The sequence below is a fragment of the Bradyrhizobium sp. Pa8 genome, from assembly GCF_052588265.1.
The window spans coordinates 6,509,752-6,534,712 of sequence record NZ_CP176767.1 but is presented as its reverse complement, the minus strand read 5'-3'; the positions used below and the strand labels follow the sequence as shown (position 1 = coordinate 6,534,712).

At 61.4% G+C, this 24,961-nt stretch carries 22 protein-coding genes; 15 read left to right on the top strand and 7 right to left on the bottom strand.

Annotation, left to right across the window (positions count from 1 at the left end; genetic code table 11):
* Nucleotides 1-173: 173 nt before the first annotated feature.
* The 3 genes from ACKWRH_RS31000 to ACKWRH_RS30990 all read left to right on the top strand — a co-directional run bounded on the left by ACKWRH_RS31000 (nucleotide 174) and on the right by ACKWRH_RS30990 (nucleotide 3,754).
* Nucleotides 174-1,208 carry a polysaccharide biosynthesis protein gene (locus ACKWRH_RS31000; protein WP_445216602.1) on the top strand — a complete coding sequence of 345 codons (1,035 nt, stop codon included), beginning with the start codon at nucleotides 174-176 and terminating at the stop codon, nucleotides 1,206-1,208.
* Between the two features lie 103 nt (nucleotides 1,209-1,311).
* Nucleotides 1,312-2,451, top strand: coding sequence for a non-hydrolyzing UDP-N-acetylglucosamine 2-epimerase (gene wecB / locus ACKWRH_RS30995; RefSeq protein ID WP_445216601.1), 1,140 nt, complete (start codon nucleotides 1,312-1,314; stop codon nucleotides 2,449-2,451).
* 61 nt (nucleotides 2,452-2,512) lie between these two features.
* Nucleotides 2,513-3,754, top strand: a complete 1,242-nt coding sequence (locus tag ACKWRH_RS30990) for a glycosyltransferase family 4 protein (RefSeq protein WP_445216600.1) — start codon at nucleotides 2,513-2,515, stop codon at nucleotides 3,752-3,754.
* A 6-nt stretch (nucleotides 3,755-3,760) separates the two neighbouring features.
* Here the strand turns inward: ACKWRH_RS30990 and ACKWRH_RS30985 are convergent, their stop codons facing one another.
* The 4 genes from ACKWRH_RS30985 to ACKWRH_RS30970 all read right to left on the bottom strand — a co-directional run bounded on the left by ACKWRH_RS30985 (nucleotide 3,761) and on the right by ACKWRH_RS30970 (nucleotide 8,096).
* On the bottom strand, nucleotides 3,761-4,333 hold the full coding sequence (locus tag ACKWRH_RS30985; protein WP_445216599.1) for a hypothetical protein: 573 nt from the start codon (nucleotides 4,331-4,333) through the stop codon (nucleotides 3,761-3,763).
* Nucleotides 4,330-5,655, bottom strand: a complete 1,326-nt coding sequence (locus ACKWRH_RS30980; RefSeq protein WP_445216598.1) for a hypothetical protein — start codon at nucleotides 5,653-5,655, stop codon at nucleotides 4,330-4,332. Before ACKWRH_RS30980 ends, ACKWRH_RS30985 begins: the two co-directional genes overlap by 4 nt.
* A 135-nt stretch (nucleotides 5,656-5,790) precedes the next feature.
* On the bottom strand, nucleotides 5,791-7,146 hold the full coding sequence (locus ACKWRH_RS30975; protein ID WP_445216597.1) for a hypothetical protein: 1,356 nt from the start codon (nucleotides 7,144-7,146) through the stop codon (nucleotides 5,791-5,793).
* Nucleotides 7,147-7,184: 38 nt separating this feature from the next.
* Entirely contained in the window at nucleotides 7,185-8,096 is a 912-nt protein-coding gene (locus ACKWRH_RS30970) for a glycosyltransferase (RefSeq protein WP_445216596.1), read from the bottom strand.
* Between the two features lie 274 nt (nucleotides 8,097-8,370).
* On the opposite strand from ACKWRH_RS30970, the gene ACKWRH_RS30965 reads away from it, so the two are divergent.
* The 3 genes from ACKWRH_RS30965 to ACKWRH_RS30955 all read left to right on the top strand — a co-directional run bounded on the left by ACKWRH_RS30965 (nucleotide 8,371) and on the right by ACKWRH_RS30955 (nucleotide 11,567).
* Nucleotides 8,371-9,591, top strand: coding sequence for a glycosyltransferase (locus ACKWRH_RS30965; RefSeq protein ID WP_445216595.1), 1,221 nt, complete (start codon nucleotides 8,371-8,373; stop codon nucleotides 9,589-9,591).
* 466 nt (nucleotides 9,592-10,057) lie between these two features.
* Complete coding sequence (locus ACKWRH_RS30960) at nucleotides 10,058-10,987, top strand: NAD-dependent epimerase/dehydratase family protein (protein ID WP_354095661.1); 930 nt, start codon at nucleotides 10,058-10,060, stop codon at nucleotides 10,985-10,987.
* Between the two features lie 7 nt (nucleotides 10,988-10,994).
* On the top strand, nucleotides 10,995-11,567 hold the full coding sequence (locus tag ACKWRH_RS30955; protein ID WP_354095662.1) for a sugar transferase: 573 nt from the start codon (nucleotides 10,995-10,997) through the stop codon (nucleotides 11,565-11,567).
* Between the two features lie 37 nt (nucleotides 11,568-11,604).
* Here ACKWRH_RS30955 and ACKWRH_RS30950 read toward each other — a convergent pair whose 3' ends face one another.
* Complete coding sequence (locus ACKWRH_RS30950) at nucleotides 11,605-12,486, bottom strand: NAD-dependent epimerase/dehydratase family protein (RefSeq protein WP_445216594.1); 882 nt, start codon at nucleotides 12,484-12,486, stop codon at nucleotides 11,605-11,607.
* Between the two features lie 211 nt (nucleotides 12,487-12,697).
* Between ACKWRH_RS30950 and ACKWRH_RS30945 the strand changes: the two genes are divergently transcribed.
* Nucleotides 12,698-13,504, top strand: a complete 807-nt coding sequence (locus tag ACKWRH_RS30945; protein WP_445216593.1) for an O-methyltransferase — start codon at nucleotides 12,698-12,700, stop codon at nucleotides 13,502-13,504.
* Between the two features lie 131 nt (nucleotides 13,505-13,635).
* Here the strand turns inward: ACKWRH_RS30945 and ACKWRH_RS30940 are convergent, their stop codons facing one another.
* On the bottom strand, nucleotides 13,636-13,920 hold the full coding sequence (locus ACKWRH_RS30940; RefSeq protein WP_354095665.1) for a hypothetical protein: 285 nt from the start codon (nucleotides 13,918-13,920) through the stop codon (nucleotides 13,636-13,638).
* Nucleotides 13,921-14,440: 520 nt separating this feature from the next.
* Between ACKWRH_RS30940 and ACKWRH_RS30935 the strand changes: the two genes are divergently transcribed.
* The 6 genes from ACKWRH_RS30935 (at nucleotide 14,441) to ACKWRH_RS30910 (ending at nucleotide 20,273) form a co-directional block, all read left to right on the top strand.
* Nucleotides 14,441-15,631 carry an ABC transporter substrate-binding protein gene (locus tag ACKWRH_RS30935; RefSeq protein WP_445216592.1) on the top strand — a complete coding sequence of 397 codons (1,191 nt, stop codon included), beginning with the start codon at nucleotides 14,441-14,443 and terminating at the stop codon, nucleotides 15,629-15,631.
* Nucleotides 15,632-15,766: 135 nt separating this feature from the next.
* Entirely contained in the window at nucleotides 15,767-16,636 is an 870-nt protein-coding gene (locus ACKWRH_RS30930; RefSeq protein ID WP_445216591.1) for a branched-chain amino acid ABC transporter permease, read from the top strand.
* Between the two features lie 8 nt (nucleotides 16,637-16,644).
* Nucleotides 16,645-17,673 carry a branched-chain amino acid ABC transporter permease gene (locus ACKWRH_RS30925; RefSeq protein WP_445216590.1) on the top strand — a complete coding sequence of 343 codons (1,029 nt, stop codon included), beginning with the start codon at nucleotides 16,645-16,647 and terminating at the stop codon, nucleotides 17,671-17,673.
* The gene (locus ACKWRH_RS30920) at nucleotides 17,670-18,425 is read left to right on the top strand and encodes an ABC transporter ATP-binding protein (RefSeq protein WP_014493881.1); all 756 of its coding nucleotides are present in this window, start codon (nucleotides 17,670-17,672) and stop codon (nucleotides 18,423-18,425) included. Before ACKWRH_RS30925 ends, ACKWRH_RS30920 begins: the two co-directional genes overlap by 4 nt.
* A complete protein-coding gene (locus tag ACKWRH_RS30915; protein ID WP_063982182.1) occupies nucleotides 18,418-19,134 on the top strand; it encodes an ABC transporter ATP-binding protein in 717 nt (238 codons plus the stop codon). Before ACKWRH_RS30920 ends, ACKWRH_RS30915 begins: the two co-directional genes overlap by 8 nt.
* Nucleotides 19,135-19,154: 20 nt before the next feature.
* Nucleotides 19,155-20,273, top strand: coding sequence for a cobalamin-independent methionine synthase II family protein (locus tag ACKWRH_RS30910; protein WP_445216589.1), 1,119 nt, complete (start codon nucleotides 19,155-19,157; stop codon nucleotides 20,271-20,273).
* A 174-nt stretch (nucleotides 20,274-20,447) separates the two neighbouring features.
* Here the strand turns inward: ACKWRH_RS30910 and ACKWRH_RS30905 are convergent, their stop codons facing one another.
* On the bottom strand, nucleotides 20,448-22,154 hold the full coding sequence (locus tag ACKWRH_RS30905; protein ID WP_445216588.1) for a caspase family protein: 1,707 nt from the start codon (nucleotides 22,152-22,154) through the stop codon (nucleotides 20,448-20,450).
* A gap of 164 nt (nucleotides 22,155-22,318) precedes the next feature.
* Between ACKWRH_RS30905 and ACKWRH_RS30900 the strand changes: the two genes are divergently transcribed.
* Complete coding sequence (locus ACKWRH_RS30900; RefSeq protein WP_445216587.1) at nucleotides 22,319-23,674, top strand: hypothetical protein; 1,356 nt, start codon at nucleotides 22,319-22,321, stop codon at nucleotides 23,672-23,674.
* Nucleotides 23,675-23,736: 62 nt separating this feature from the next.
* A complete protein-coding gene (gene metK / locus ACKWRH_RS30895) occupies nucleotides 23,737-24,933 on the top strand; it encodes a methionine adenosyltransferase (protein WP_028151996.1) in 1,197 nt (398 codons plus the stop codon).
* Nucleotides 24,934-24,961: the final 28 nt, after the last annotated feature.

Sequence of the window (24,961 nt, the reverse complement as noted above, 5' to 3'; positions counted from 1 at the left end):
CATGCCCCTGACGGCCCAATTTGCGTTTAAACCCCGCATCGCCCCGATATGAGGGCACTCGGCGGTTGCGGAAGCGCGGGGGGTTCTGTAGCAGTTTCCGGAAGGCTGGGTCGAGTTCGACACCAAGATGCTCGCAACGCCGCCAACTTTGGATAGATCGCTTGGGAACGTCTATGTTCGAAGACAAATGTTTGCTCATCACGGGTGGCACCGGGTCTTTCGGCAACGCAGTATTGCGTCGCTTTCTCTCGTCAGACATTCGCGAAATTCGCATTTTCAGCCGCGACGAGAAGAAACAGGACGATCAGCGCAAGCTGTATAATTCGGACAAGCTCAAGTTCTATCTTGGCGATGTCCGCGACTATTCGAGCCTCCTCGGCCCGATGCGCGGCGCCGATTTCGTGTTCCATGCCGCCGCGCTGAAGCAGGTGCCGTCCTGCGAGTTCCATCCCATGGAAGCGGTCAAGACCAATGTCGTGGGAACGGAAAATGTGCTCGAGGCGGCGATCGCGTCGAGCGTCAAGCGCATCGTCTGCCTCTCGACCGACAAGGCAGTGTACCCGATCAACGCGATGGGAATATCCAAAGCGCTGATGGAAAAGGTCATGGTCGCCAAGTCGCGCAATCTCGATGCGCGATCGACGGTAATTTGCGGTACGCGGTACGGCAACGTCATGGCCTCGCGCGGCTCGGTCATCCCACTGTTCGTTGATCAGATCCTCGCCGGCAAGCCCATCACCATCACCGATCCGAACATGACGCGTTTCATGATGTCGCTCGGCGACGCCGTGGATCTCGTGCTCTATGCGTTCGAGCATGGCGACAATGGCGACATCTTCGTCCAGAAGGCCCCGGCGGCGACGATCGAGGTTCTTGCCAAGGCGATGGTGCAGGTTCTTGGCCGTCCCGATCACCCGATCCAGATCATCGGCACCCGTCACGGGGAGAAGCTGTACGAAACGCTGCTGAGCAGGGAGGAGCGCGCCAACGCGCAGGATCTCGATCTCTACTTCCGCGTTCCGCCTGATCTGCGCGACCTGAATTACACGAAATATTACGAAGAGGGCGAAACGCAGATCTCGATCAGCGAGGATTATAATTCTCACAATACCGACCGCCTCGAAGTCACCGGCATGGCCAAGCTGCTCGATAGCCTCGATTACATCCGCACCGTTGTTGCAGGCCGCACGCCTGTCAACGAAGGATGACGAGGCGGGGTGGTAGGCCCGATGGGCCCGGGTGCGCCGGTGCTGCCCGAAACGGGTGGGTGATCGTCATGGTGCGACGTATGAGATGCAGGATGTCGGGTTCATGACTGTTGGCAAGCTGAAAGTCGTTACCGTCATCGGCACCCGGCCCGAGATCATCCGGCTGTCGCGCGTCATCGCCAAGCTCGATCAATTCTGTGATCACACGCTGGTCCATACCGGGCAGAACTACGACTACGAGCTGAACCAGATCTTCTTCGATGATCTGGGCATCCGGAAGCCGGACGTTTTTCTCGGGGCTGCGGGAGCGACGCCGGCCGAGACGATCGGCAACGTCATCATCGCGACGGACCGGGTTCTGGCGGAACGGGCTCCTGAAGCGCTGCTCATCCTCGGTGACACGAACAGCAGCCTTGCGGTGATAGCAGCCAAGCGTCGCAGGATTCCGATATTTCACATGGAGGCGGGCAACCGCAGCTTCGACGACCGCGTTCCGGAGGAGATCAACCGACGGATCGTCGATCACACCGCGGATATCAACCTCACCTATTCGACCATCGCCCGCGACTATCTGCTCCGCGAGGGATTGGCGCCCGACCGCGTCATCAAGACCGGGAGCCCGATGTTCGAAGTGCTGGAGCACTACCGTCCGCAGATCGATGCTTCCGGCGTGCGGGCACGGCTAGGGCTGGAGACCGGCCGCTATTTCGTCGTCAGCGCGCATCGGGAGGAGAACGTCGATTCCGAGACGAACTTCGCCAAGCTCCGGGAGACGCTCAATGCGGTCGCCGCGCAGTTCAACCTACCGGTCATCGTCTCGACCCATCCGCGCACCCAGAAGCGCATCGACGCGCGGGGCATGTCGTTCCGGCCGGAAGTCCAGCTGCTGAAGCCGCTTGGATTCAGCGACTATGTCAATCTGCAGATCGGAGCCCGCGCCGTACTTTCAGACAGTGGTACCATCACCGAGGAAGCGTCGATTCTGGATCTCCCGGCGCTGAACATTCGAGAGGCACACGAGCGCCCCGAAGGCATGGAGGAGGGCACCGCGATGATGGTCGGGCTCGACGTGGACCGCGTCATGCAGGGAATTGCGATTCTCGATGCGCGGGAGCGTGGCGCGGATCGCGCCCTCCGTCTCGTATCCGACTATGCGACTCCCAACGTGTCCGACAAGGTCGTCCGCATCATTCATAGCTATACCGATTACGTCAAAAGGGTTGTCTGGAGAACGAATCGCTAGAAGACATTGCGCCGGACGCCGCGGGGCGTCAGCACCGTAAGATAGCCTGGATTGGTGTTCCTTGAAGTTGCTTGTCGTCAGCCAGTACTTTTGGCCGGAAAATTTCAAGATCAACGATCTCGTGGAAGATCTCGTTGCGCGAGGTCACGAGGTCACGATCCTGACCGGGACGCCGAGCTATCCCAATCGCACCGGATTTGCGGATTTCTACGCAGCGCCCGAACGGTTCGAACAATACAAGGGCGCGCGGATATTGCGCGTTCCTCTGCTGGCTCGATCGGCAGGGACCGGGCTTTTGCTGAACTATCTGAGCTTCGTCGTGACGGCGAGCGTTCTCGGTCCGATCAAGCTCCGATCGACGCCATTCGATTGCATCTTCGTGTTCGAGCCGTCGCCGGTCACCGTCGGCATTCCGGCGATATTGCTGCGTCGGCTGCGACGCGTCCCCGTCGCCTTCTGGGTGCAGGATCTCTGGCCCGAAACGCTTGCTGCCGTTGGTGTGGTGAGGTCGCCCCGGTTGCTGGCCCTGATCGGCCGTCTGGTGCGGTTCATCTACAATCGCTGCGATCTGATCCTGGCGCAGTCGCGCAGCTTTGTGCCGCGCATTGCCGCCAATTGCGATCATCCGGAGCGCATCGTCTACTTTCCCAACTGGGCTGAACTGATCTACGAGGCGCGCGATCAGGCCGCGGCGCTCGAGGTTCCGCCGGCGGATGGCAAATTCACGGTGATGTTCGCTGGCAACATCGGCGACGCGCAGAACTTTCCAGCAATCCTCGACGCAGCCGAGCATTTGCGCGGCCGCCCGGATTTCCGCTGGGTCCTCGTCGGCGACGGCCGCATGTCGAATTGGGTCGCTTCCGAAATCGGTCGGCGTGGCCTTGGTGACGTGATCTTGATGCTTGGGCGGTTTGCAGTCGAGCGAATGCCGTCATTTTTTACCCACGCTGATGCGTTGCTCGTCTCTATGAAGCCGGACCCGGTATTGTCCTCGACGATTCCCGCCAAGCTGCAGACTTATCTCGCCGCCGGCATTCCGGTGCTCGCGATGATGAACGGCGAGGGCGCGACGCTGGTCCAGCAGGCAGGAGCCGGTCTCGTGTGCCCCGCCGGCGATGCGAAAGGGCTCGCCAACGCCGTCGTGCAGCTTGCGAGCTTGACGCCGGATGAGCGGCGCGCGATGGGAGCCTGCGGACGCGAGCTTGCGACCGCTGAATTCGATCGGAAGAAGCAGATCGACAAGATCGTCGGCTGGTTGTCCGAATTGCGTTATCCGGCTAATGGCAAGCGGCAGTCGCGCTGAAGGATCTCACTTCGGTCGAACGATGGTATACCGCCTGCCGTTTGTGTTCGGATTGGTGGTGTCGCTGGTCGAGAAAATGATTCCCATTCCTCGCCAATGCGAGAATCGTCCGCCACCCGTCTTTTCGATATCCTCGTGCGAGCTGTGCGCGGGTCCGAGTTGCTTTTCGTTTTCGTAGATCACGATCGGAGACCTTGTCGGGGCGTCGGCGGAGTCAGCGAGCGCGTCAAGCGATGCGATGTACTCCGTTGATGCCTGATACGCATGCCCATCGCCGTCAACCTTTGCGAACGGGGCGAGCAAGAAGCTTCGGATCACTGACGGCTCCGGCCGCGGGGTGTAGGAATATTTCAGGTAGATCGCGACCGGAAAATACACCGCCAGCAGCCCCAGCACTAGCGTTACCGACTTCAGAAGCGTCCCGGATTGCATGGGCGCAGGACTACCAGAAACAGTCTGATGGGGCAATTGGCCGGTCATCCGCAACGCGTCCCGCGCCTCATGCGTTGACTGGAAATCATCCAAGACGGACGACAGGAACGCCGTGGCCCTCGTCGATACTGTCAATTTTTCGGTCATTTCGACAGCGTGCTTCGCGAGCTCTTCGGCGTGTGAGACAGCAGTCGACCAACACGCAGGGGGTTTATCAGTCTTGCATTCGCAGTGAGCCCGAAGAAGTTTCTGACCAGGAGGACGTTCACGAGCGCCTGCGCGGTCGAACTTGCGGCATATACGGTTGCCACGCCCAAAATCCCGAAATTGAACATGGCCCAAACTGCCAGCAGCACGGTCACGCTCGCGACGAGCAGCGTGCTGACCATTGCGACTTTCTGCCGGCCCAGGAGAATGAGCACGTAACCGGCAACGCCGCCTGCTGAAAACATGACTTGGCCGAGACCCAGGATGAGCGCGGCACCGAAGGCCGGCGCATACGCCTCTCCCCAGATCGCCAATATCAAGCTTCGTCCGAAGCCCGCGAACGGGATAAATCCAACAAGCGCTGCGAATGTCGCGCCGGTGGCTGAAAGAGTTAGCAGCCACTGCAAGTACAAGCGGCGGTGACACGCCCAGTTCGTCACGATATGGGGCAGGATCGTGAGCGATACGATCGTGAGCGGGACCGCAAACAGGCCGCCTATTCTCAAAGCCAGTCCATAGCAGGCGACGTCTGCAGGGTGGCCGCCTAGTCCCACGACCCAAATGTCGAGCTGGGACGCAGCAACGAAACTCATGGTCGTTACGAGATTTGGCCAGCTTTCTGCGAGGATGTCTGACGGGGGCGCCGGCGTGACCGGTACCCGTTGCCAAGGACGCATCATTCGGCCCAATTGCACCAGTCCGAGCGCAATCCCGGCTATAGCCGCGAGCACGCTGGCGGTCAGAAGGTGTGAGATGGACATGGGGATTTTGAAAGCGAGCGCAAATACAAGATAGGCGCTGACGATCAGCCCCTGAAAGGCGGGCAGGAACGAAGCGGCCATCATGCCGTAAAGTGCGCGATGGAGTTCTGCCAGCACGCCAAGCAGAGCGCCGGCTGCAATCATGGGAATGATGAGCGGAACGAGACTCCAGATCTGTGGACTCAATGCGTTGGCAGCCGGGCCGAAAGCGAACGCACAAATTCCGACCAGGCATCCGACAGCCAGGCCGGAGATGACAGACATCTTGATCGTTTCGATGGCGACAATCCGGGCCCGTCCCGTGTCTCCAGCCGCCATCGCGTGTGAGACGATTCCAGGGATCGTCACGGGCAGTCCCAACTGAGCGAGGACAACGCTTACGTTGACGATGGCTTGGACGAAAAAGAACAGGCCGACGTCGTGCAAACTCAGGCTGAGCGGGAGCAGAAGGCCAATTCCGACGCCGGTCGCGAGTTGGAAGACTTTGCCGGCCACGGCCATGCCGCCGGATCGGCCCGCATTTCCGCTGCCCGGAGGTCGGTCCGTCGGGCGTTTGCGTAAGAAGGTCACGGCTGCATCTCTATGATCCGTTGCCCATGCTGTCGACATCTTACCCGGACATCGCACGAAGGCTGGCTAAAACTGATCCTTGGGAGGCTGATCAAAAACGGTGGTGGCTGAGGGTGACGTTCTAATGAGATCCAGTTGGAAAAAACCAGCAACGAAAATCAGGAATAGAACCAGGAAGCCGAAAAACGTGTCGGCCGACTGCAGCAGTTGATTGTTGGCCGGAAAATAAAAGACCATCGTGTTCAGCAGATAGAACAAGGCTAACGCAACGACGGATCCCGTCATCAAAAGATTGCGCCACACTAGGCCATAAAGGAGACCAATCATCAGAACGACGATCAATGAACCGGACACGCCGAAATCCGAGATGAACCACGTGAACGCGGAGTGCCAGGTTGTCCAGAGGCTCCAATCGTACTTCTTTTCGATGACCGGAAGAAGCGTATGGAAATACCAGCTGTCGCCGAGGAGAACCTTGGCCTTCCTCAAGACGAGCAGGGAATTGGTGAGTCCCCACCCAAGTCCATAGTCGGTTTCTGTCAGCGCGAGGGAAAGTCCATAGTAGCCGACGCCGAGATATCGCGTGACCGTCTCGTAGCCCGGGTACAGCGCCGGCGGTAGGATTGCATAGATCGCTCCGGATCTCTGCGCGTCGATATTCAAAGGGGTGAAGTGGCCTACGTTGGAGGCTGGATCGCGAAATGAAATGAAGAAAACGAAGATCCACAGGAACAATGCGGTGCCAACGACTGCGGAGGAGATCAAGATCCAGATCGTGCGGCGTGAGGTCAGTCCCGAAAAGACGTAACATAGCCCAAAGGTCAGCGGTAGCAGCACCGACAATTGGAAGAGACCGCGATTAACGCCGATGTGCGTGTAGATCAGGAGATAAGTGACACAGGCGAAGATATACGCAATCCGGTAGGGCCACCACAGCTGGCGCCAATGCTGAATTGCTCCAGTCAGCGCAAGGAAGAAGAACGGGCTGAGCAGGGCGAACGCGTATTCGAAGTAAGTCCACCATCCTCGTGTGAAATTCCTCGCAACGAAGATATCGTAGTTGTAGTTCGCGAGCGACAGTTGAAGCGAGACCGGTGGTAGGAGCGAGTCGGTTCGCGCCTCCGACAGGATCAGCACACTGAGAACCATGAGCAGAATCGCAACTTTGATCGTTGCAGTTTCTCGATGACTTGCGATAGGCGACCGCCACGGCAGGGATGCGAAGGCGCCGCCGATTGCCCCAATGAAGAACAGGGCGATGGCCGCTGTGAGATAGAGGTAAAGGTATCCCGGCTGTTGCACTGGCCAGGGCCACGGGCCGAAACGAAAGGTCAGCACGGTCAATGCAAGATAGATCGTCATGGCCGCTGGCGCGCCGGTGAGCCGAAGGGCGCTGAGACGCTCGGGAGTCTTAAAAGCCATTTGCGCAGAGCCCTGTGACGATGAGAATCATGACGGGATTAAGTGCCGCGTCGAAAGCGTCCAACCAGGCGCGCGATCGGTTGCTTCAGCTCAGGGGGGATCACCGCTCGGACCAGTCTCGACATCGCTTTCAGATTGAGGCTTGCAGGGTCGTATCTGTGGGCGGTCATGATTGACCGGGCAAACCGGGTCAGATGACCATTGCGCAGATGTCCGCGGGCGGCAACGAGGTTGGCGTTGGCGACCGCGAGGTTCTTGCTGGCCCGCAGCGAGCTGGGACAGAACGGGCCATCGAAGAACTTGTCCGCAACATAGATGAACTCATCGACCAGCTTGTCCGACACGATTCCGCTGATTGAAAGAGATCCGGAATGGACCCTGTAGAGCGCCAGCACCTCCGGATTGAAATCGATGCGGCCAAGACATCCCACCCGCATCCAGAATTCGCGATCTGGTCCGAGCTTGCAGCGAGGGTCCCAACCGCCGACCGCCTCATATACGCTCCGACGAAAGATGGCGCCCGGGCCAATGTAGCATTCTTGTTCGATCACGAGCTCTGCCAGGGAAAACGGCCGGCCCCCGCGCTCCCTGACGACCCTGCCGTTCTGATCGATCAGATTGGTGTTTGGGAAGGTAGCGACCGCCTCAGGTTCTGCTTCGAGATGCTTGACCAGGGTTGCGACCGCGTCCGGTAGCAGGATGTCGTCGTCGCTCAGGTAACCGAGATATGTACCGGTTGAAGCGCCCCAGCCTGCCGTCAACGCTGCGACTTGTCCGGCGTTCGATTGCCGCAAGACTTTGACCGTCGGAGGAAGCGTGGCGAGATACTCACCGGTCGAGTCGGTTGAGCCATCGTCGACGATGATGAATTCTATATTGGGATAGCTTTGATTGAGTACCGAGTTCACCGTCTCCGGCAGATATTTGGAGCGGTTGTAGGTGGGCGTCACCAAGCTTATCAGTGGCAGTTCCGTCAACATAGGTCTCCAATTATCCCTGCCACACCCGAGAGTTGCCGGTGGTCCGTGATTACTACAGGCTGGCCATCTGGCGCAATTCCCAGTAAATCATCGTGACTTTCAGCCTCGGGTGGGCCGTTTTGCGGGCGCTGCCGTCGTGGTTGCGGTCATTGGCCGGTGATGATCTACGTTGTGCGATTGACACATTCGCCTGGATTCGCGATTGCGTTCCCTTGGAAGGGATATTCCGACCTGGCGTTGCCAGATGTCGATATTGCCGCGACGGTATCGGTCATTTTCAGCGCGAAACCAGATCATCATGAAAGTGTTGGCATTTAACAGACACTATCTGCCGGGCTTCAAGGCAGGCGGTCCGATCAGGTCGCTCGCGAACATGGCGGAAGCGCTCGGCGACGAGATCAGATTTTTCATCGGCACAACCGATCGCGACTTGGGGGACGCCGAACCGTATCCGGAGTTTGATGGAAGTGCCTGGATCAAGATCGGCAAGGCCGAGGTTCGATATTTTGCACCCGGAGCCATTTCCATTCGAGCCATCCGCGCCCTGATCGACGAGGTTCGCCCCGACTGTATTTATCTCAACAGTTTTTTCGATCCGATTTTTAGCTTGCGCGTCCTGATCGCTCGGCGGTTCGGTCTTATTCCACGCATACCTTTGCTGCTTGCGCCGCGGGGAGAGTTCTCGCCTGGGGCCCTGACACTAAAGAGCCTGAGGAAATCGGCGTATATCAAGGGCGCCTCGATGTTTGGGGTGACCCGGGATGTCATGTGGCATGCTTCGACGGAAATTGAGGCTGACGATATTTCCCGAACGATGTCGATCGGCTCGTCTTCGATAGCAGTCGGATCTGATCTGGCGACCGCGCCGCCTGTGAATGCAGCTTCGGCATGGAGTCCACGTGAGAGTGGTCGTCCGTTTCGCCTCTGTTTCTTGTCCCGCATATCGCCTAAAAAGAATCTGACCGGTGCGCTGCAGGCGATTGGTCTCGTGAATGCAGGCGTCGCCTTCGATATCTACGGACCAAAGGAGGATGAGTCCTATTGGGCGGAATGCCAGAGGCTCATCGACGAGCTGCCGCCGCATGTCAGTGTCGCCTATCGCGGTGAAGTCGCGCATCAGGACATCGCGTCGGTCTTTGCCGGCTATGACCTGTTTTTGTTTCCGACGTTAGGCGAGAACTACGGGCACGTCATTTTTGAGGCATTAAGTGTCGGGCTGCCTGTGCTCACCAGCGATCAGACCCCGTGGAACGATCTGCGCGAAGCCGGTGCGGGATGGGCAATTGCGCCAGACCTCAGCTCCATCGCGGCTTGCATCGATGAGGCGGCGCGTTGGACGTTGGCCGAACAGTCCGCCGCGAGAGCCGCGTGCATACGATATGCCGAACGTGTCTTGAAGGATTCGCAAAGCATCGAGCAGAACCGCCAGTTGCTGTTTGCCGCCGCGAGGATTGGCGGAGGATGATCGACCTCCATGCCCGCTCTCTCGTGAATCGAGCGCAATGCGGCGCGCCGCTGGGCGTTCCACCCTGTAAAATGGTGTGGACGACAGGTTGGCCCGGGATCATCGCCCGGCCGAGCGGCGGGAACTTTTCGTCGGGTGATCGTCGTTCCAGGGGCCGACGTCCCGATTGTTGGGTAACTATCTTGGGGACTAGGGCCGGAATGGCTGTCAGGTTCATGACGATGGAACATATTTCGCCAATACTGGGCGCGAACCGGGATTCCGGGCTTTGAAAAGCCCCGGCCGGCCGATGATGCTTCTGCTGATTCGAGGCAGGGCTGCCGACGGGACGGCCGCTGGGTTGTGACAAATCCAGCCCTCCCTCATCAAAATGGTTCGGGCGTGCGATTGTATCGGACCTTTACCGTGAGTTGCGTATCCGCTTTAAGACATTCGGCGGAAGTGGTGAGCTGGGCGGAACAATAGGATGCCATTTCGAATACTGGTCACCGGCTCTTCGGGCTTCATTGGTGGAGCGGTTTGTTCCGCCTTGTCGTCCGTCGGACATCATGTAAGGGCGGCTTCACGCCAGCCGGGCAGAGCGGGGAACAATCTGGAATGGGTGAAATTGCCCGATCTCGAAACCCAAGTGGACTGGCATCCGCTGCTCGAGGGCATCGACATCGTCGTGCATTTGGCCGCCATCGCCCACCGCAGTCGCGTCGATAGCGGCAACTACACGCGAGCCAATCGTGTTGCGACCAAAGGCTTGGCAGAGGCCTGTCGGCATCACTCGGTCAAACGCTTGATTTTCATGTCGTCCATTGGTGCCCAGGCGGGCTCGGCGGCAGATAGCGTCGTTACGGAAAATGACAAGGCGTGCCCGGTCACGGCTTACGATCGAGCAAAGCTGGAGGCGGAAGAGGAAATTAAGCGCTCTGGCGTGCCGTATACAATTCTCAGGCCCGTGATCGTCTACGGCCCGGGAGCCAAGGCCAATATCGCCTTGATCGTACGCATTGCGGCGCTCCCCATTCCGCTACCCTTTGGGGCCTTCCGCAATCGACGCTCTCTTCTATCAATCCGGAATCTGTCAGAAGCAGTCTTGTTCTGTCTCAGTGGATCCGCCACGCTGAACCAGACCTTCATCGTTTCCGATCCGGAACCGATCACTATCGCCGAAATCTTTGCCACGCTAAGAGAAGGAATGGGACGTTCGCCTCGACTGATTTCGATACCGCCTGAGGCGCTCAAAGCCATGGTGATTGCGACAGGGCGCCGGTCGCTTTGGGATCGAATCGGGCGGGAACTCGTTGCAAGCTCTGCCAGCTTGCAGAAGGCTGGATGGTCTCCTCGGGTTGAGACCAAGGCGGGCCTCCGTGCCATAGTCGAGCCACCGTCGGGATCGTTGGAGTGATTGATCGATGAAGCGGGCGTTTGATTTCGCGGCCTGCGCGCTGTTTCTTTTGGTTTCCTGGCCGGTCCTCCTCGTCATCGCGATAGCCATTCGGCTTCAGAGCCCGGGTCCAGCGATTTTCGCGCAGGTTCGCGTCGGAAAGGGCGGGCATCCATTTACCTGTTACAAGTTCCGGACGATGCGTGCGGGAACTGCCAATGTTCCGACCCACCAGGTTGAGGCGTCGTCGGTTACCGCGCTTGGTGAGTATCTTCGGCGCTTCAAGGTCGACGAAATCCCGCAGCTCTACAACGTGCTGGCTGGCGATATGAGCCTTGTCGGACCTCGGCCGTGCTTGCCGTCCCAGGCGGCACTGGTGGAAGCCCGCAAGCGATTAGGAGTCCTGATGGTACTGCCCGGCATTACGGGCCTTGCGCAAAGCCGGGGTATCGACATGACGGACCCCAAGCGTCTGGCGGAAGTCGACGCCGAATATATCCGCAGCCAAAGCTTTGCCGCAGATCTGAAGCTGATCTGGTCGACCCTTCGAGGGCATGGCGTGGGAGTCGATCGCGTCGTTCGGGACAAGCCCTCGGGCTAACCACACCGGACAGAAGGACCCTGCGGTCAAGTGACCATCACGACGGTTTCTTGACGGGCGATCGATCAAACAGGGGATGAAACGTCCGAGGCTTCCAGCCGAAATCCTGAGACGCAGGCTTCGAATCGAAAATCATGTCTTTCGTCATGCGAGTGCCCATCGCCACGTTCGCACCTGGAAAGAGTGGTTTCGCGAAAACGAAGGCGGCCTTCCACAGGGAAGCGGGAATCGAAATGGTTCGCTGAGGTACCCCCATTCCTTCAAAAATCCGACCTATCATGTCACGATAGGTCAGCGTCTCGCCGCCGGGGAGGGAATAGAACTTGTTCGCAGCGGACGCGGTTGATGCCGCTGCGATGGCGCCGATGGCCAGATCCTCGGCATGCACCGGCTGTCGGAGACCCGAGCCGCCGCCGACCAGCGGCATGAAGCCAAATCGTCGGATGAGGCGCGAAAGCGGTGTGATATTGGTGTCGCGGCCAGGGTCGTAGATCAATGTCGGACGCAAGATCGTCCATTCGACGTCGTTGCGTGCGCAAGCCTGCACGATCTTGTCTTCGGCCTCGGCGAGCCTTCCCAACAACTCGCGCTCTTCTGCGACCTCGCTATCTCGCTTGGTCATGACACTGGTGGAGCTGAATACGACGATACGCTTCAGCGAAGGATCGAAGATATGGGGAAGGGCGTTCGCCAACAGAATAGCATCGGCCGTGCAGTAGAGGGTCGTGAACGACGGGAAGTTCAGGGCTTCAGGCTTTGCCAGGTCACCGCAATACCAGTCGACGTTTGCAGCGCTCTTGCGTGATCTGGAGAGGGCGAGCGGCCGTTGTCCGCTCTGCAGCAGCAGCCGGAGAATATGGCCGCCGACCAGCCCTGTGGCGCCAATGACCAGGCATCTTTTTTCGTCCGCCGAACTCATTTTGGAAATCATTGCTGCATGATCCAGAATCGCACGTCCAGAAAACAGCGTCCAGTGACGCCTTTGCAGATTTGACCGAATGAAGGTTCCAGTTCGTTTTGCAAGCTCCGGTTCGTCAGGACTGCGGCAATGATCGCGGCAACATTGTAGACCTCAGGGTGTTATTCTATTATTCGACCGCAGTGAGATCTGATCGCAACAAGCTAGGGGTATGACAGTGGCTTTGTCGAATATGCTGGATGTCGTCAAGATCAAGCTGTTCCCTCCGAACTATGACGCCTGGATCACCAAAAGCCACAAGTACAAGGAGCGCCTTGCTTCGTCAGGGGCGGCCTATGCAGATCAGTGGCGGCCGCTGGATCGTCTCAGTTTTGCCGACTACAGCGGTGACATCATCAACGCGTCCCACCAGCACCTTGCTGACGCGCCGCTCGGTCATCAGGGCGTTGAATTCCTGATCGAGCTCGGCATCACCGGCTATTTGCGGCGGGGCGATGCGCTGAAGCTTTATGATCTGGCGTTCCGAGCCCCCGGAGATATTCTGGAGGCTGGCACCAACAAGGGACTGTCGACCTCGATCCTGGCGCAGGCCGTTCATGATCGAGGCCACGGCTCCATCGAGACAATCGAGCTGGACCGCGAAAACAGCTCTGAAGCCGAGCGGAATCTAACAGGACGCCCGGGCAGCGAGAGAGTGACATTCACCGTCTCGGACGCGACACGACGCATGAACGAGCTTGCTGCGGAGGGGAAAAAGTACGGCTTCATTTTCATCGATCACTGGCACGGATATCAAGCTACGATCGATGCCGCCGAACTCACCAAAAAACTTCTGGTCGACGGCGGTTTCGTCATGTTTCACGATTTCCTCGATCCCGGGAATGCGGATCGGCGACACGTGTATGGTGTCTACCAGGCAGTGCTCGACCGAATAGTTGACGATGATCGCTTTTCCTTTGCGGGCGTCTCCGGCTGTTGCGCGATCTTTCAATATAGTGGTGTTCAAAACGCTCTGTAGCGCCTGAGAAGCGGCCAAGGTCAGCGAACGGTTATGAGGGGGGCGAACCACCAATCCGGCGGACGTCTTCAGCGCCTAGGAGTGGCAAAGCTTGGTCGTCCGGTCATGATCGCGCCTGATCGAAATCCGCTCTAGCGAACCGCTTCCCGGGCGGGGTTTGTGCCGGTCGGCTGCTGGGCCTGCCCTTCCTTCGGCCGCTCAGCGGCTGGAAGTTGGCGCAGGCGTTGGCGCTCCTTCATCCAGGCATCGTACTCCGGGGTGCCCGCCCGCGGCGGTGCGTCGGCCGGCAGGCCGCCGGCCCATTGCGGGACGTAGTCGCCAATGCCGGCGGACAGCTTTTCGTTGGCGGTGCCGCAGCCGGACAGCCCCGCGGCGAGCGCAACCAGGGTGAGGGCGCAGCGGAAAGGCTTGAGCATTGTGCGCGCGCGAATTCAGTCAGGTTGGACGCCGGGTTACTGGCGCGGGAAGAGTAGTCTTCAACAAGGTAAAATAGGCTTATTCAAGGTAGGTAATTAGCCACCGATTTGCGGTGACCAAAGCCGCGCCGGTGTCCGAATTCTGCAAAAGAAAGACGAAATCCTCCATCCACGCGGCCGGCCGCTTTCTAGACTGTGCCAAGCGGCGCGCGACAAACTGGCTTGGTCGGCGGCGGGGCTTTTTCGTTGACAGGTCCATTTTATTTGTACAATCGTACAAATAGGAGCGACCAGGATCGGGATGCTCGGGTTACCCCGACGTAACCACGGCATCGCTCCCCGTCGTCGGCAATCGGGACGCGTGGCTTGCGCCGAATGGTCGCCAAACGTCCGATTGACAATAAGGGCGCGAAAGACGCCATGTGGCGCGACATCGCGCGTGCGTGAGCTAAGGTTGAGCCAAGGACCGGGCACTCGGTCCGGCGCACAAGAGGTCAGGAATGAAGGGGAGGGACATCTGATGTTCGAACGGAAGACGTTTTCTTACAAGGTCGCCTGGACCGCAGCAGCGGCCGCCATCGCCGGTCTCGCGACCATCGTGCCGGCCAAGGCCGAGGACACCGTCAAGGTCGGCCTGATCCTGCCGATGACCGGCGGCCAGGCCTCGACCGGCAAGCAGATCGAGAACGCGATCAAGCTCTACATGCAGCAGAAGGGCGACACCGTCGCCGGCAAAAAGATCGAGATCATCCTCAAGGACGACGCCGCGATTCCGGACAAGACCAAGACGGCCGCGCAGGAGCTGATCGTCAACGACAAGGTCAATTTCATCGCCGGCTTCGGCGTGACGCCGGCCGCGCTCGCGGCCGCGCCGCTCGCAACCCAGGCCAAGATCCCGGAAGTCGTGATGGCGGCCGGCACCTCCATCATCACCGAGCGCTCGCCCTACATCGTGCGCACCAGCTTCACGCTGGCGCAGTCCTCCACCATCATCGCCGACTGGGCGGTGAAGAACGGCATCAAGAAGGTGGCGACGCTCACCTCCGACTACGCGCCGGGCAATGACGCGCTGAACTTCTTCAAGCAGAATTTTACCGCCGGTGGCGGCGAGGTGGTTGAAGAGGTCAAGACGCCGCTCGCCAACCCCGATTTCGCGCCGTTCCTGCAGCGCATGAAGGACGCCAAGCCCGACGCGATCTTCGTGTTCGTGCCGGCCGGCCAGGGCGGCAACTTCATGAAGCAGTATGCCGAGCGCGGCCTCGACAAGGCCGGCATCAAGGTGATCGGACCCGGCGACGTCACCGACGACGACCTCCTCAACAACATGGGCGACGCCGTGCTCGGCACGGTCACCGCGCATCTGTATTCCGCGGCGCATCCCTCGCAGATGAACAAGGATTTCGTCGCGGCCTACAAAAAGGCCTTCGGTAACCGTCCGGGCTTCATGGCCGTGAGCGGCTATGACGGCATCCACCTCATCTACGAGGCGCTGAAGAAGACCAACGGCGACACCGACGGCACCAAGCTGGTCGAAGCCATGAAGGGCCAGAAGTGGGAAAGCCCGCGCGGCCCGATCTCGATCGATCCCGAGACCCGTGACATCGTGCAGAACATCTACATCCGCAAGGTCGAGAAGGTCGACGGCGAGCTCTACAATGTCGAGTTCGCGACCTTCGAAGCCGTCAAGGATCTCGGCAAGACGAAGAAGTGACCCGCGAAAGCGGGGCATCCCGGGGCGCGCATTAGCGCGAACCCGGGATCTCAAAATTGTTGAAACGAGATTCCGGGTTCAGCGCTGCGCGCTGCCCCGGAATGACGAGTGATTACCAGGGTTCACCCGCTTCCGATGACCTCTATCCTCACCAACCTGTTCGATGGCGTTGCCTACGGCATGCTGCTGTTCGTGCTCGCTTGCGGGCTTGCGGTCACGCTCGGCCTGATGAACTTCGTCAACCTCGCCCACGGCGCCTTCGCCATGGCCGGCGGCTATGTCTGCATGGTCCTGGTCAACCGGATGGGCTGGCCGTTCTTCGCCGCGCTGCCGCTCGCTTTCGTCTCGTCGGCTGCGATCGGCATCGTGCTCGAGCGAACGCTCTACCGCCATCTCTATACGCGCGGCCATCTCGACCAGGTGCTGTTCACGATCGGTCTCACGTTCATGTCGGTCGCGGCCGTCGACTACATCCAGGGCTCGTCGCGCGTCTTCATCAATTTGCCGGCTGCGCTCCAGGGCCAGTTCGACGTGTTCGGCGTCGGCATCGGCCGCTACCGGTTGATGATCATCGTGATCTGCGGCCTGCTCACCATTGGTCTCCAGATGGTGCTGGCCAAGACCCGGTTCGGCAGCCGGCTGCGCGCCGCGGTCGATGATCCCCGTGCCGCGAGCGGCCTCGGCATCAACGTGCCGCAGGTGTTCGCCTTCACCTTCGCTTTCGGTTGCGGGCTTGCCGGCCTCGGCGGTGCGCTGAGCGCCGAGATCCTCGGCCTCGATCCGTATTTCCCGCTGAAGTTCATGATCTACTTCCTGATCGTCGTCACCGTCGGCGGCTCGTCCTCGATCACCGGGCCGTTCCTGGCCTCGCTCCTGCTGGGCATCGGTGACGTCGCCGGCAAATATTACGTGCCGAAGATGGGCCCCTTCGTGATCTACACCATGATGATCGTGATCCTGATCTGGCGCCCGAACGGCCTGTTCGGCCGCACGGCCGCGCGTTGAGGCCGCCGATGAGCGCTTCCTCCGACGTCGGTTATCACGCCCAGCGCCAGGCGCGCTGGCACTATGGCGAAGTCGCCTTCTGGCTCGTCGTGCTGGCCTGCGGCTTCGCATTTCCCACGCGCTATCTGATCATGACCGACATCCTGCGGCTGGCGCTGTTTGCGATGTCGCTCGATCTCATCCTCGGTTATGCCGGCATCGTCTCGCTCGGCCATGCCGCTTTCTTCGGCGTCGGCGCCTACGCCGCGGGGCTCCTCGCCTTGCATGGGATCATCAACGAGCCCGTGCTCGCGCTGATCGTAGCCGGCCTTGCCGCTATGGTGCTGGGCTTCGCCACCAGCTTCCTGGTGATCCGCGGCGTCGATCTGACCCGGCTGATGGTCACGCTCGGCATCGCGCTGCTGCTGGAAGCGCTCGCCGAGCGCTTCTCCAACATCACCGGCGGCACCGACGGCCTCCAGGGCATCGAGATGCAGCCGATCTTCGGCGAGATCTCGTTCGACATGTTCGGCAAGACCGGCTTTTTCTACTCGCTGGCGGTGCTGTTCCTGTTGTTCCTGTTCGCTCGCCGCGTCGTGCATTCGCCGTTCGGGCTGTCGCTGCGCGCGATCAAGAACAATCCGCTGCGCGCAGCCGCCATCGGCATCCCCGTCAACCGCCGCCTGATCGCGATCTACACGCTCGCGGCGTTCTATGCCGGCATCGCGGGCGCGCTGTTCACCCAGACCACGGCGATCGCCTCGCTTGACGTGTTCGCCTTCGAGCGTTCGGCCGATTTGATGCTGGTGCTCGTGATCGGCGGGACCGGCTATCTCTATGGCGGGCTGGTCGGCGCGGTGATCTTCCGCATGCTCCAGGAAGTGTTCTCCACCATCACCCCGCAATATTGGCAATTCTGGATCGGTCTCGTGCTGGTCGTGATCGTGCTGGTCGGCCGCCAGCGCCTGCATCGCTGGGTGCTGTACGTGCCGAACCTGGTCATCAAGCAGGTTGCCGGACGCAAGGCCGTCGTTGCCGTGCCGGAGAGCGACGCATGACCATCGCGCTCGAAACCCAAAATCTCGAAAAGCAGTTCGGCGGGCTGCGCGTGACGCGGGACCTGTCGCTCAAGATCGAGCAGGGCGCCCGCCACGCGCTGATCGGCCCGAACGGCGCCGGCAAGACCACCGTCATCAACCAGCTCACCGGCGTGCTCAAGCCGAACTCGGGCCGTATCCTGCTCGAAGGCCAGGACATCACGGATTTGCCCGTGCACAAGCGCGTGCTGCGCGGCCTGTCGCGCACCTTCCAGATCAACCAGCTCTATCCCGACCTGACCCCGCTCGAGACCATCGGCCTCGCCGTCTCCGAGCGCCTCGGCCATGGCGGCGATTGGTGGCGGAGGATGGGCACGCGGAGCGACGTCAACGGCGAGATCGCCGATCTCCTGAGGCGCTTCCATCTGCTCGACGTCATGAACGAAGAGACCGTGACGCTGCCTTACGGCAAGCAACGTCTGCTCGAGATCGCGGTCGCGATCGCCGCCAAGCCGCGCGTGCTGCTGCTCGACGAGCCCGCCGCCGGCGTGCCCGAAAGCGAGCGCCACGACATTCTCGCCGTCGTAGGCAGCCTGCCGCGCGACGTCACCGTGCTCCTGATCGAGCACGACATGGACCTCGTTTTCTCCTTCGCCGACCGCATCTCGGTATTGGTCTCGGGCGCGCTGCTCACCGAAGGTCCGCCCGACGTGGTCGCGCGCGACCCGCAGGTCAAGGCCGTCTATCTCGGCGAGGAGGCGGTCAATGTCTGACCTGCTCGCGATCGACGCACTTCGCGCGGGCTATGGCGAGGCGGTGGTGCTGCCCAACATGTCCCTGCGCCTCGCCGAGGGGCAGGTGCTTGCGCTGCTGGGCCGCAACGGGACCGGCAAGACCACGCTGATCAACTCCATCGTCGGTGTCACCCGCCGCTTCTCCGGCTCGGTCGCGCTCGCCGGCACCGATGTCACGAGCTTGCGGCCCGATCAGCGGGCGCGGGCCGGCATTGGCTGGGTGCCGCAGGAGCGCAATATCTTCCGCTCGCTGACGGTGGAAGAGAACATGACCGCGGTGGCGCAGCCCGGCCCTTGGACGGTCGAGAGAGTCTACGAGATGTTCCCGCGGCTGAAGGAGCGGCGGAGCAATTTTGGCAACCAGCTCTCCGGCGGCGAGCAGCAGATGCTGGCGATCGGCCGGGCGCTGACCCTCAACCCGAAGGTCCTGCTGCTGGACGAGCCGACGGAGGGCCTCGCCCCCATCATCGTCGAGGAGCTTCTGAAGGCGATCGGCACCATCACCCGGGCGGGCGGCATCTGCTCGATCATCGTCGAGCAGAACGCGCAAAAGATTCTGGGGCTCGCCGACCGTGTTGTGATATTGGAGCGCGGAACGATCGTCCACGACGCCCCGAGCGCCGCGCTGAAGGCCGACCCCTCAGTCCTCGAGCGCCACCTCGGCGTCGCAGGGGCGGCGGCCCACTAAAAATATCCCGGGAGTAGAAAATGCAGCGAACCAAAGCCCCCTTCCGCGCCGACGAGGTCGGCAGCCTCTTGCGTCCCGCGAAGATCAAGGAAGCCCGTAGCCGGCTCGAGAAGGGCGAGATCTCGGTTGACGATCTGCGCAAGATCGAGGACTTGGAGATCGAAAAGGTCGTGCACAAGCAGGCCTCGATCGGCTTGAAGCTCGCGACCGACGGCGAATTCCGCCGCTCCTGGTGGCATTTCGATTTCCTAGCCAAGCTCACGGGCTGCGAAATGTTTCACCCGGACACGGGCATCCAGTTCGCAGGCGTCGAGACGCGGCATGACGCGGTCCGCGTGATCGGCAAGCTCGATTTCCCCGACGACCATCCGATGCTGGATCACTTCCGCTTCCTGAAGAAGTCCGCCGACCAGGCCCACGTCACCGCCAAGATGACGATCCCCTCGCCGGCGGTGCTGCACTTCCGCGGCGGCCGCAAGGCAATCTCCAAGGACGTCTATCCCGATCTCGACGCGTTCTACGAAGACCTCGGCAAGACCTACCGCAAGGCCGTGAAGGCGTTTTACGATGCCGGCTGCCGCTATCTTCAGTTCGACGACACCGTGTGGGCCTATCTCTGCTCGCAGGACGAGTTGCAGAAAGCGCGCGAGCGCGGCGACAATCCCGAGGGTCTCCAGCAGATCTATGCGCGCGTCATCAACTACGCGCTTGCCGAGAAGCCAGCCGACATGGTGGTGACGACGCATGTCTGCCGCGGCAATTTCCGCTCGACCTGGATTTCTTCGGGCGGCTACGAGCCCGTGGCCGAGACCATGCTCGCCGGCACCAATTACGACGGCTACTTCCTCGAATACGACAGTGACCGCGCCGGTGGCTTCGAGCCGCTGCGCTTCCTGCCCAAGGGCAACAAGGTCGTCGTGGTCGGCGTCATCACCTCGAAGTTCGGCGAGCTCGAGAAAAAGGACGACATCAAGCGTCGCCTCGAAGAGGCCGCCAAATTCGCGCCGCTGGAGCAGCTCGCCCTGTCCCCGCAGTGCGGCTTTGCCTCGACCGAGGAAGGCAACATCCTCTCCGAGGAAGAGCAGTGGGCCAAGCTCGGCCTTGCAGTCGAGATCGCCAAGGAAGTGTGGGGCAACTAAGTTTGCCACGTGGCCGCTGTCATCCCCCGCGAAAGCGGGGAATCCAGTACGCAGCGTCTTTTCGGTGAATCACTGGCGTCTCGGATTACTGGATCGCCCGATCAAGTCGGGCGATGACACCGAGTGAGTGGCGGGCAGCGTCGCACCCTTGAAAACCAGTACGCTCACCCACCCTCACTTCTCCGCCAGGTAAACCTCGCCCAGCAGCGACGAGTTCGACCACGGCACCTGCTTGTTCTTCGTGCTCGAGACCACTTCCGCCCGCACGCGCGTCAGCATCTGCTGCACCTCCAGCCCCGGCGTGCCGAGATGGCGGGAGAGTGCGGCGGAGAACGGCGAGTTGGCGCCTTCGCCGTCGAGCGCGACCTGGCCGGGCGCGGTGGCGAACGCGATCAGCGTGCCCGCGCCCAGCGTTGCACCGGCGCCCAGGCTCGTTGGCGCGGCGAGGCCCGAAGCGCCCTCGATACCTCGGTTGGTGCCGGCGGCTGCGACCTGCTGCGCCATCGGATTGTTGCGGCAGGCATCGAAGATCAAAATGTTGGTGCGGACCTGGTCGTCGAGGCCGGCCATGATCGTGTCCATGTCGATCATCGCCTCCGTCATGCCCGCGCCCGGCTTGAGCTCGACGTCGACGGGAATGAGATAGTTGCGGCCGTCGACCTGCACGCCGTGGCCGGCATAGTACACTAACGCGACCTGCGTCCGCGCCGCCTCGCGCAGGAAGTCGCGCGTCACTTTCTGCATCGCTGCGCGGTCGAGATCGATGCCCTCCGACACCGTGAAGCCGATGTCGCGCAGGCTCCTGGCGACGGCGCGCGCATCGTTGGCCGGATTGGGCAGCGCTTTCACATGCGCGTAGGCGCCATTGCCGATCACCAGTGCCAGGCGCTTGCCAGGCGTCACCGGGGTAGCCGAGGGCGCAGGTGCCGTGCCCGTTTGCTGCGGTGCCGGCTGCGGCACCGGTGACGGCGCATCGCGCGGGATGGGTGTGAGCGCATCCGTCACCAGCGACAGCCGCACCTTGGCGGTGGCCTGATTGGCCTTGCTGCCGGCATCGGAAGCCACGATCGCCAGCGTCGCCTTGTAGTCGTCGCGCGCATGGGCGTAGTCGCCCTTCGCCTCATAGGCCAGCGCGCGGTGGATATAGCCGGAGATCAGCACGCTGCTCGGCGGCGTCATGATGTTGACGGGCGGCTTCTCCTTCGCAAGCCGGATCGCCTCGCTGCCATCGGCAATGGCGCGATCGAGATCGCCCCGCACGCGCCAGATCGCGGTGCGATTGATCAGCGGCTGCGGCAGCGTCGGATCGAGCCGGATCGCCTGGTTGATGTCGGCCAGCGCGCCGTCGAGATCGCCGAGCGCCTCCTTCGCGATGCCGCGGTTCTGGAACGAGAACGTCGATTTGGGCTGCAGCTTGATCGTGGCATCGTAGTCGGCAATCGCCTTGGCGTAGTCGCCCTTGCCGCGCCAGGCGTTGCCGCGATTGTGGAAGATGGTGCCATCAGGCGGTCCGAGCTTCAGCGCATCGTCGAAATCGGCGATCGCGATGTCGTAGTCTCCCTTGTCGTAATAGGCAGATCCCCTGAGATTGTAGACCGCCTGGCTCGGCTGGAGCCGGATCGCCTCGGTGGTGTCGGCGATGACCTTCGAATAGTCGCCCTTCTTGTTCCAGCCCACCGCGCGCCAGAAATAGATCGTCGCGAGCTGCTCGCCCCGAAACACCTTCAGCGCGACGATCTTGTTGCAGGCGTCGATCATCTGGTCTGGCGGCGTGGTGTCGGTCGTGCAGAGCGGCCCGAGCTGGCTGCGCGCCTGCGCGAAGGCGGGCGCGGCCCACAGGGCTGCTGTGAGCAGGCAAAGCGCGACGAGCAGGCGGCGCATGGCGGTGGTCCCTTGAAGGAGAAGCGCTTGTTTGTTGCCCGGCGGTGCGCCGGGGTTCACGCGCTCGTCATTGGACGTGGGGTAAAGCGGGGAGGGTATTCCCTCAGTGGGCAGATTTTGCTACGACGCTGGTCCCAATATTCCTGCCCACCGCCTTCCCATTCATGAAAAACGACGAAATCCTCAGCCAAATCACCGAGTTCTGCCGCAAGGCGGACATGGCGGAATCGACGTTTGGCCGGCGCGCGGTGAACGATGGGAAGCTGGTCCATCGCCTGCGCGAGGGAAAGCGCATCACGATCGACACGCTGGATCGGATCCAGGCCTATATCGCCGTATCGACGACGGGCGGCCTGCCGCCGCCGCGGGGGCTCCAGGTGCCCCCGGAAAAACGCGATCCGCGCGGCAATTTCCGTTTCTTCGAGAACCGGCAAAAATACCTGCTGTTCGTCCATACCTGCAGCGAGAAGCGGGTGGTCGCCGAGCGCGTCGCGCTGGAGCTCGCCAGCATCCATCCGCGCCCGCCGGCGCTACGCATCTTCGACGCGGGGGTCGGCGACGGCACGGTGCTGGCCAGGGTGCTGCGCGCAACGCACCAGCGCTACCCGCACATGCCGTTCTACGTGGCCGGCAAGGAGCTCAGCCTCGAGGACCTGCGGCTGACGCTGGAGAGGGTCCCGGACCGCATTTTCGAGCATCCGGCGTCGGTGTTCGTCTTCACCAACATGTTCTACTCCGAGGCGCCCTGGCTCACGCCGGCATCGCCTGCGGCGGCGGCGGCCACCGTCTGGCACGAGGTTCCGCTACGGGGCGCCTCGTCGGGCGAGTTCGAGCAGCAGATCGCCGAGTTGAGGCCGTTCCTGGAGCAGAACTGGCGCGCCGCGATCAGCCCACGCACGGCCATGCCGCTCTACGAGCGGCCCGTCGTCCTGGTACTGTACCGCGAGGACCACAGGTTCCTGCTGGATTCGACCATTCCGCGGCCGGGCCAGACCGAGGCCAACTTCGACCTGGTCATTGCATCCCAGCCCTACCGCGCCCTGTCCTCGGTCAATTTCCGTGCAAAGCGGATCATTGCACCGCTAGCGCGGGCGCTTCGGCCGGGCGGGCGCCTGATCGGTATCCACTCCCATGGTCACGATCCCGGCATGGAAATGATCCAGGCGATCTGGCCTGGAGAAAATCCTTTCTCGGTCAGCCGTCATGAGCTATTGCGCGCGGTGAAGTACGAGCTCGGATCGTTGGGCCGCGACCTAAATTTTAATGCCTATGCGGACAACCGTTCGATCTTCAGGTATGATATGGAAGCGCTGCCCAACGAGGTGACGGGTACCATCGGAACCTCGACGGCCTTTGCAGCGTGGAATGCGGCGGTGTATGTGGCGCAGATCGAGGACGACCGATTGACAGAAATGACTCAAAACGGCCGCACTCTGGATGCCGCCCGGGACGTGCTGCGGAAGTACAACGGGCTCTGGTTTCTCGACGAGTCCTACGTCATCTCGCGACGGCGTGATTGACATAATCCAAGGTTAAACATCGCAAACGCCCGCCAGGTTAACGGCGGAACAAGGGGTTACTGATGCGCGCGTCCTATCTCTTCACCAGCGAGTCCGTGTCCGAGGGCCATCCCGACAAGGTTTGTGACCGGATCTCCGATGAAATCGTCGATCTGTTCTACCGCGAGGGGCCGAAAGCCGGCATCGATCCGTGGCAGATCCGCGCGGCCTGCGAGACGCTCGCGACCACCAACAAGGTGGTGATCGCCGGCGAGACCCGTGGTCCCGCATCGGTCACCAACGAGCAGATCGAAGGCGTCGTGCGCGCCGCGATCAAGGACATCGGCTACGAGCAGGACGGCTTCCACTGGGAGAAGGCCGACATCGAGATCCTGCTGCATCCGCAGTCGGCCGACATCGCGCAGGGCGTCGATGCGCTGCAGCCGGGCGAAGTCAAGGAAGAGGGCGCGGGCGACCAGGGCATCATGTTCGGTTACGCCACCAACGAGACGCCTGATCTGATGCCGGCGCCGATCTTCTACGCCCACAAGATCCTGCGCCTCATCTCGGAAGCGCGTCACTCCGGCCGCGAGAAGGTGCTGGGTCCGGACTCCAAGAGCCAGGTCACCGTGCAGTACGAGAACGGCAAGCCGGTCGGCGTGCGCGAGATCGTCGTGTCGCACCAGCATCTGGTCGAGGACATCTCGTCGAAGCAGATCCGCGACATCGTCGAGCCCTATGTCCGCGAGGCGCTGCCGAAGGACTGGATCACGCCGAAGACCATCTGGCACATCAACCCGACCGGCAAGTTCTACATCGGCGGTCCCGACGGCGATTCCGGCCTGACCGGCCGCAAGATCATCGTCGACACCTATGGTGGCGCGGCCCCGCATGGCGGCGGTGCGTTCTCCGGCAAGGATCCGACCAAGGTCGACCGTTCGGCGGCTTACGCGGCGCGCTACGTCGCCAAGAACATCGTTGCTGCCGGTCTCGCCGATCGCTGCACCCTCCAGCTCGCCTACGCCATCGGCGTCGCACGTCCGCTGTCGATCTACATCGACACCCACGGCACCGGTAAGGTGTCGGAGGACCAGCTCGAGAAGGCCGCCGCCAAGGCGATGGATCTCACCCCGCGCGGCATCCGCAGCCATCTCGACCTCAACCGCCCGATCTACGCGCGCACCTCGGCCTACGGCCATTTCGGCCGCACGCCCGACAACGAGGGCGGCTTCTCCTGGGAGAAGACCGACCTGGTCGAAGCGCTCAAGCGCGCAGTCTAAGTACCAACGTCATTCCGGGGCGCCGCGA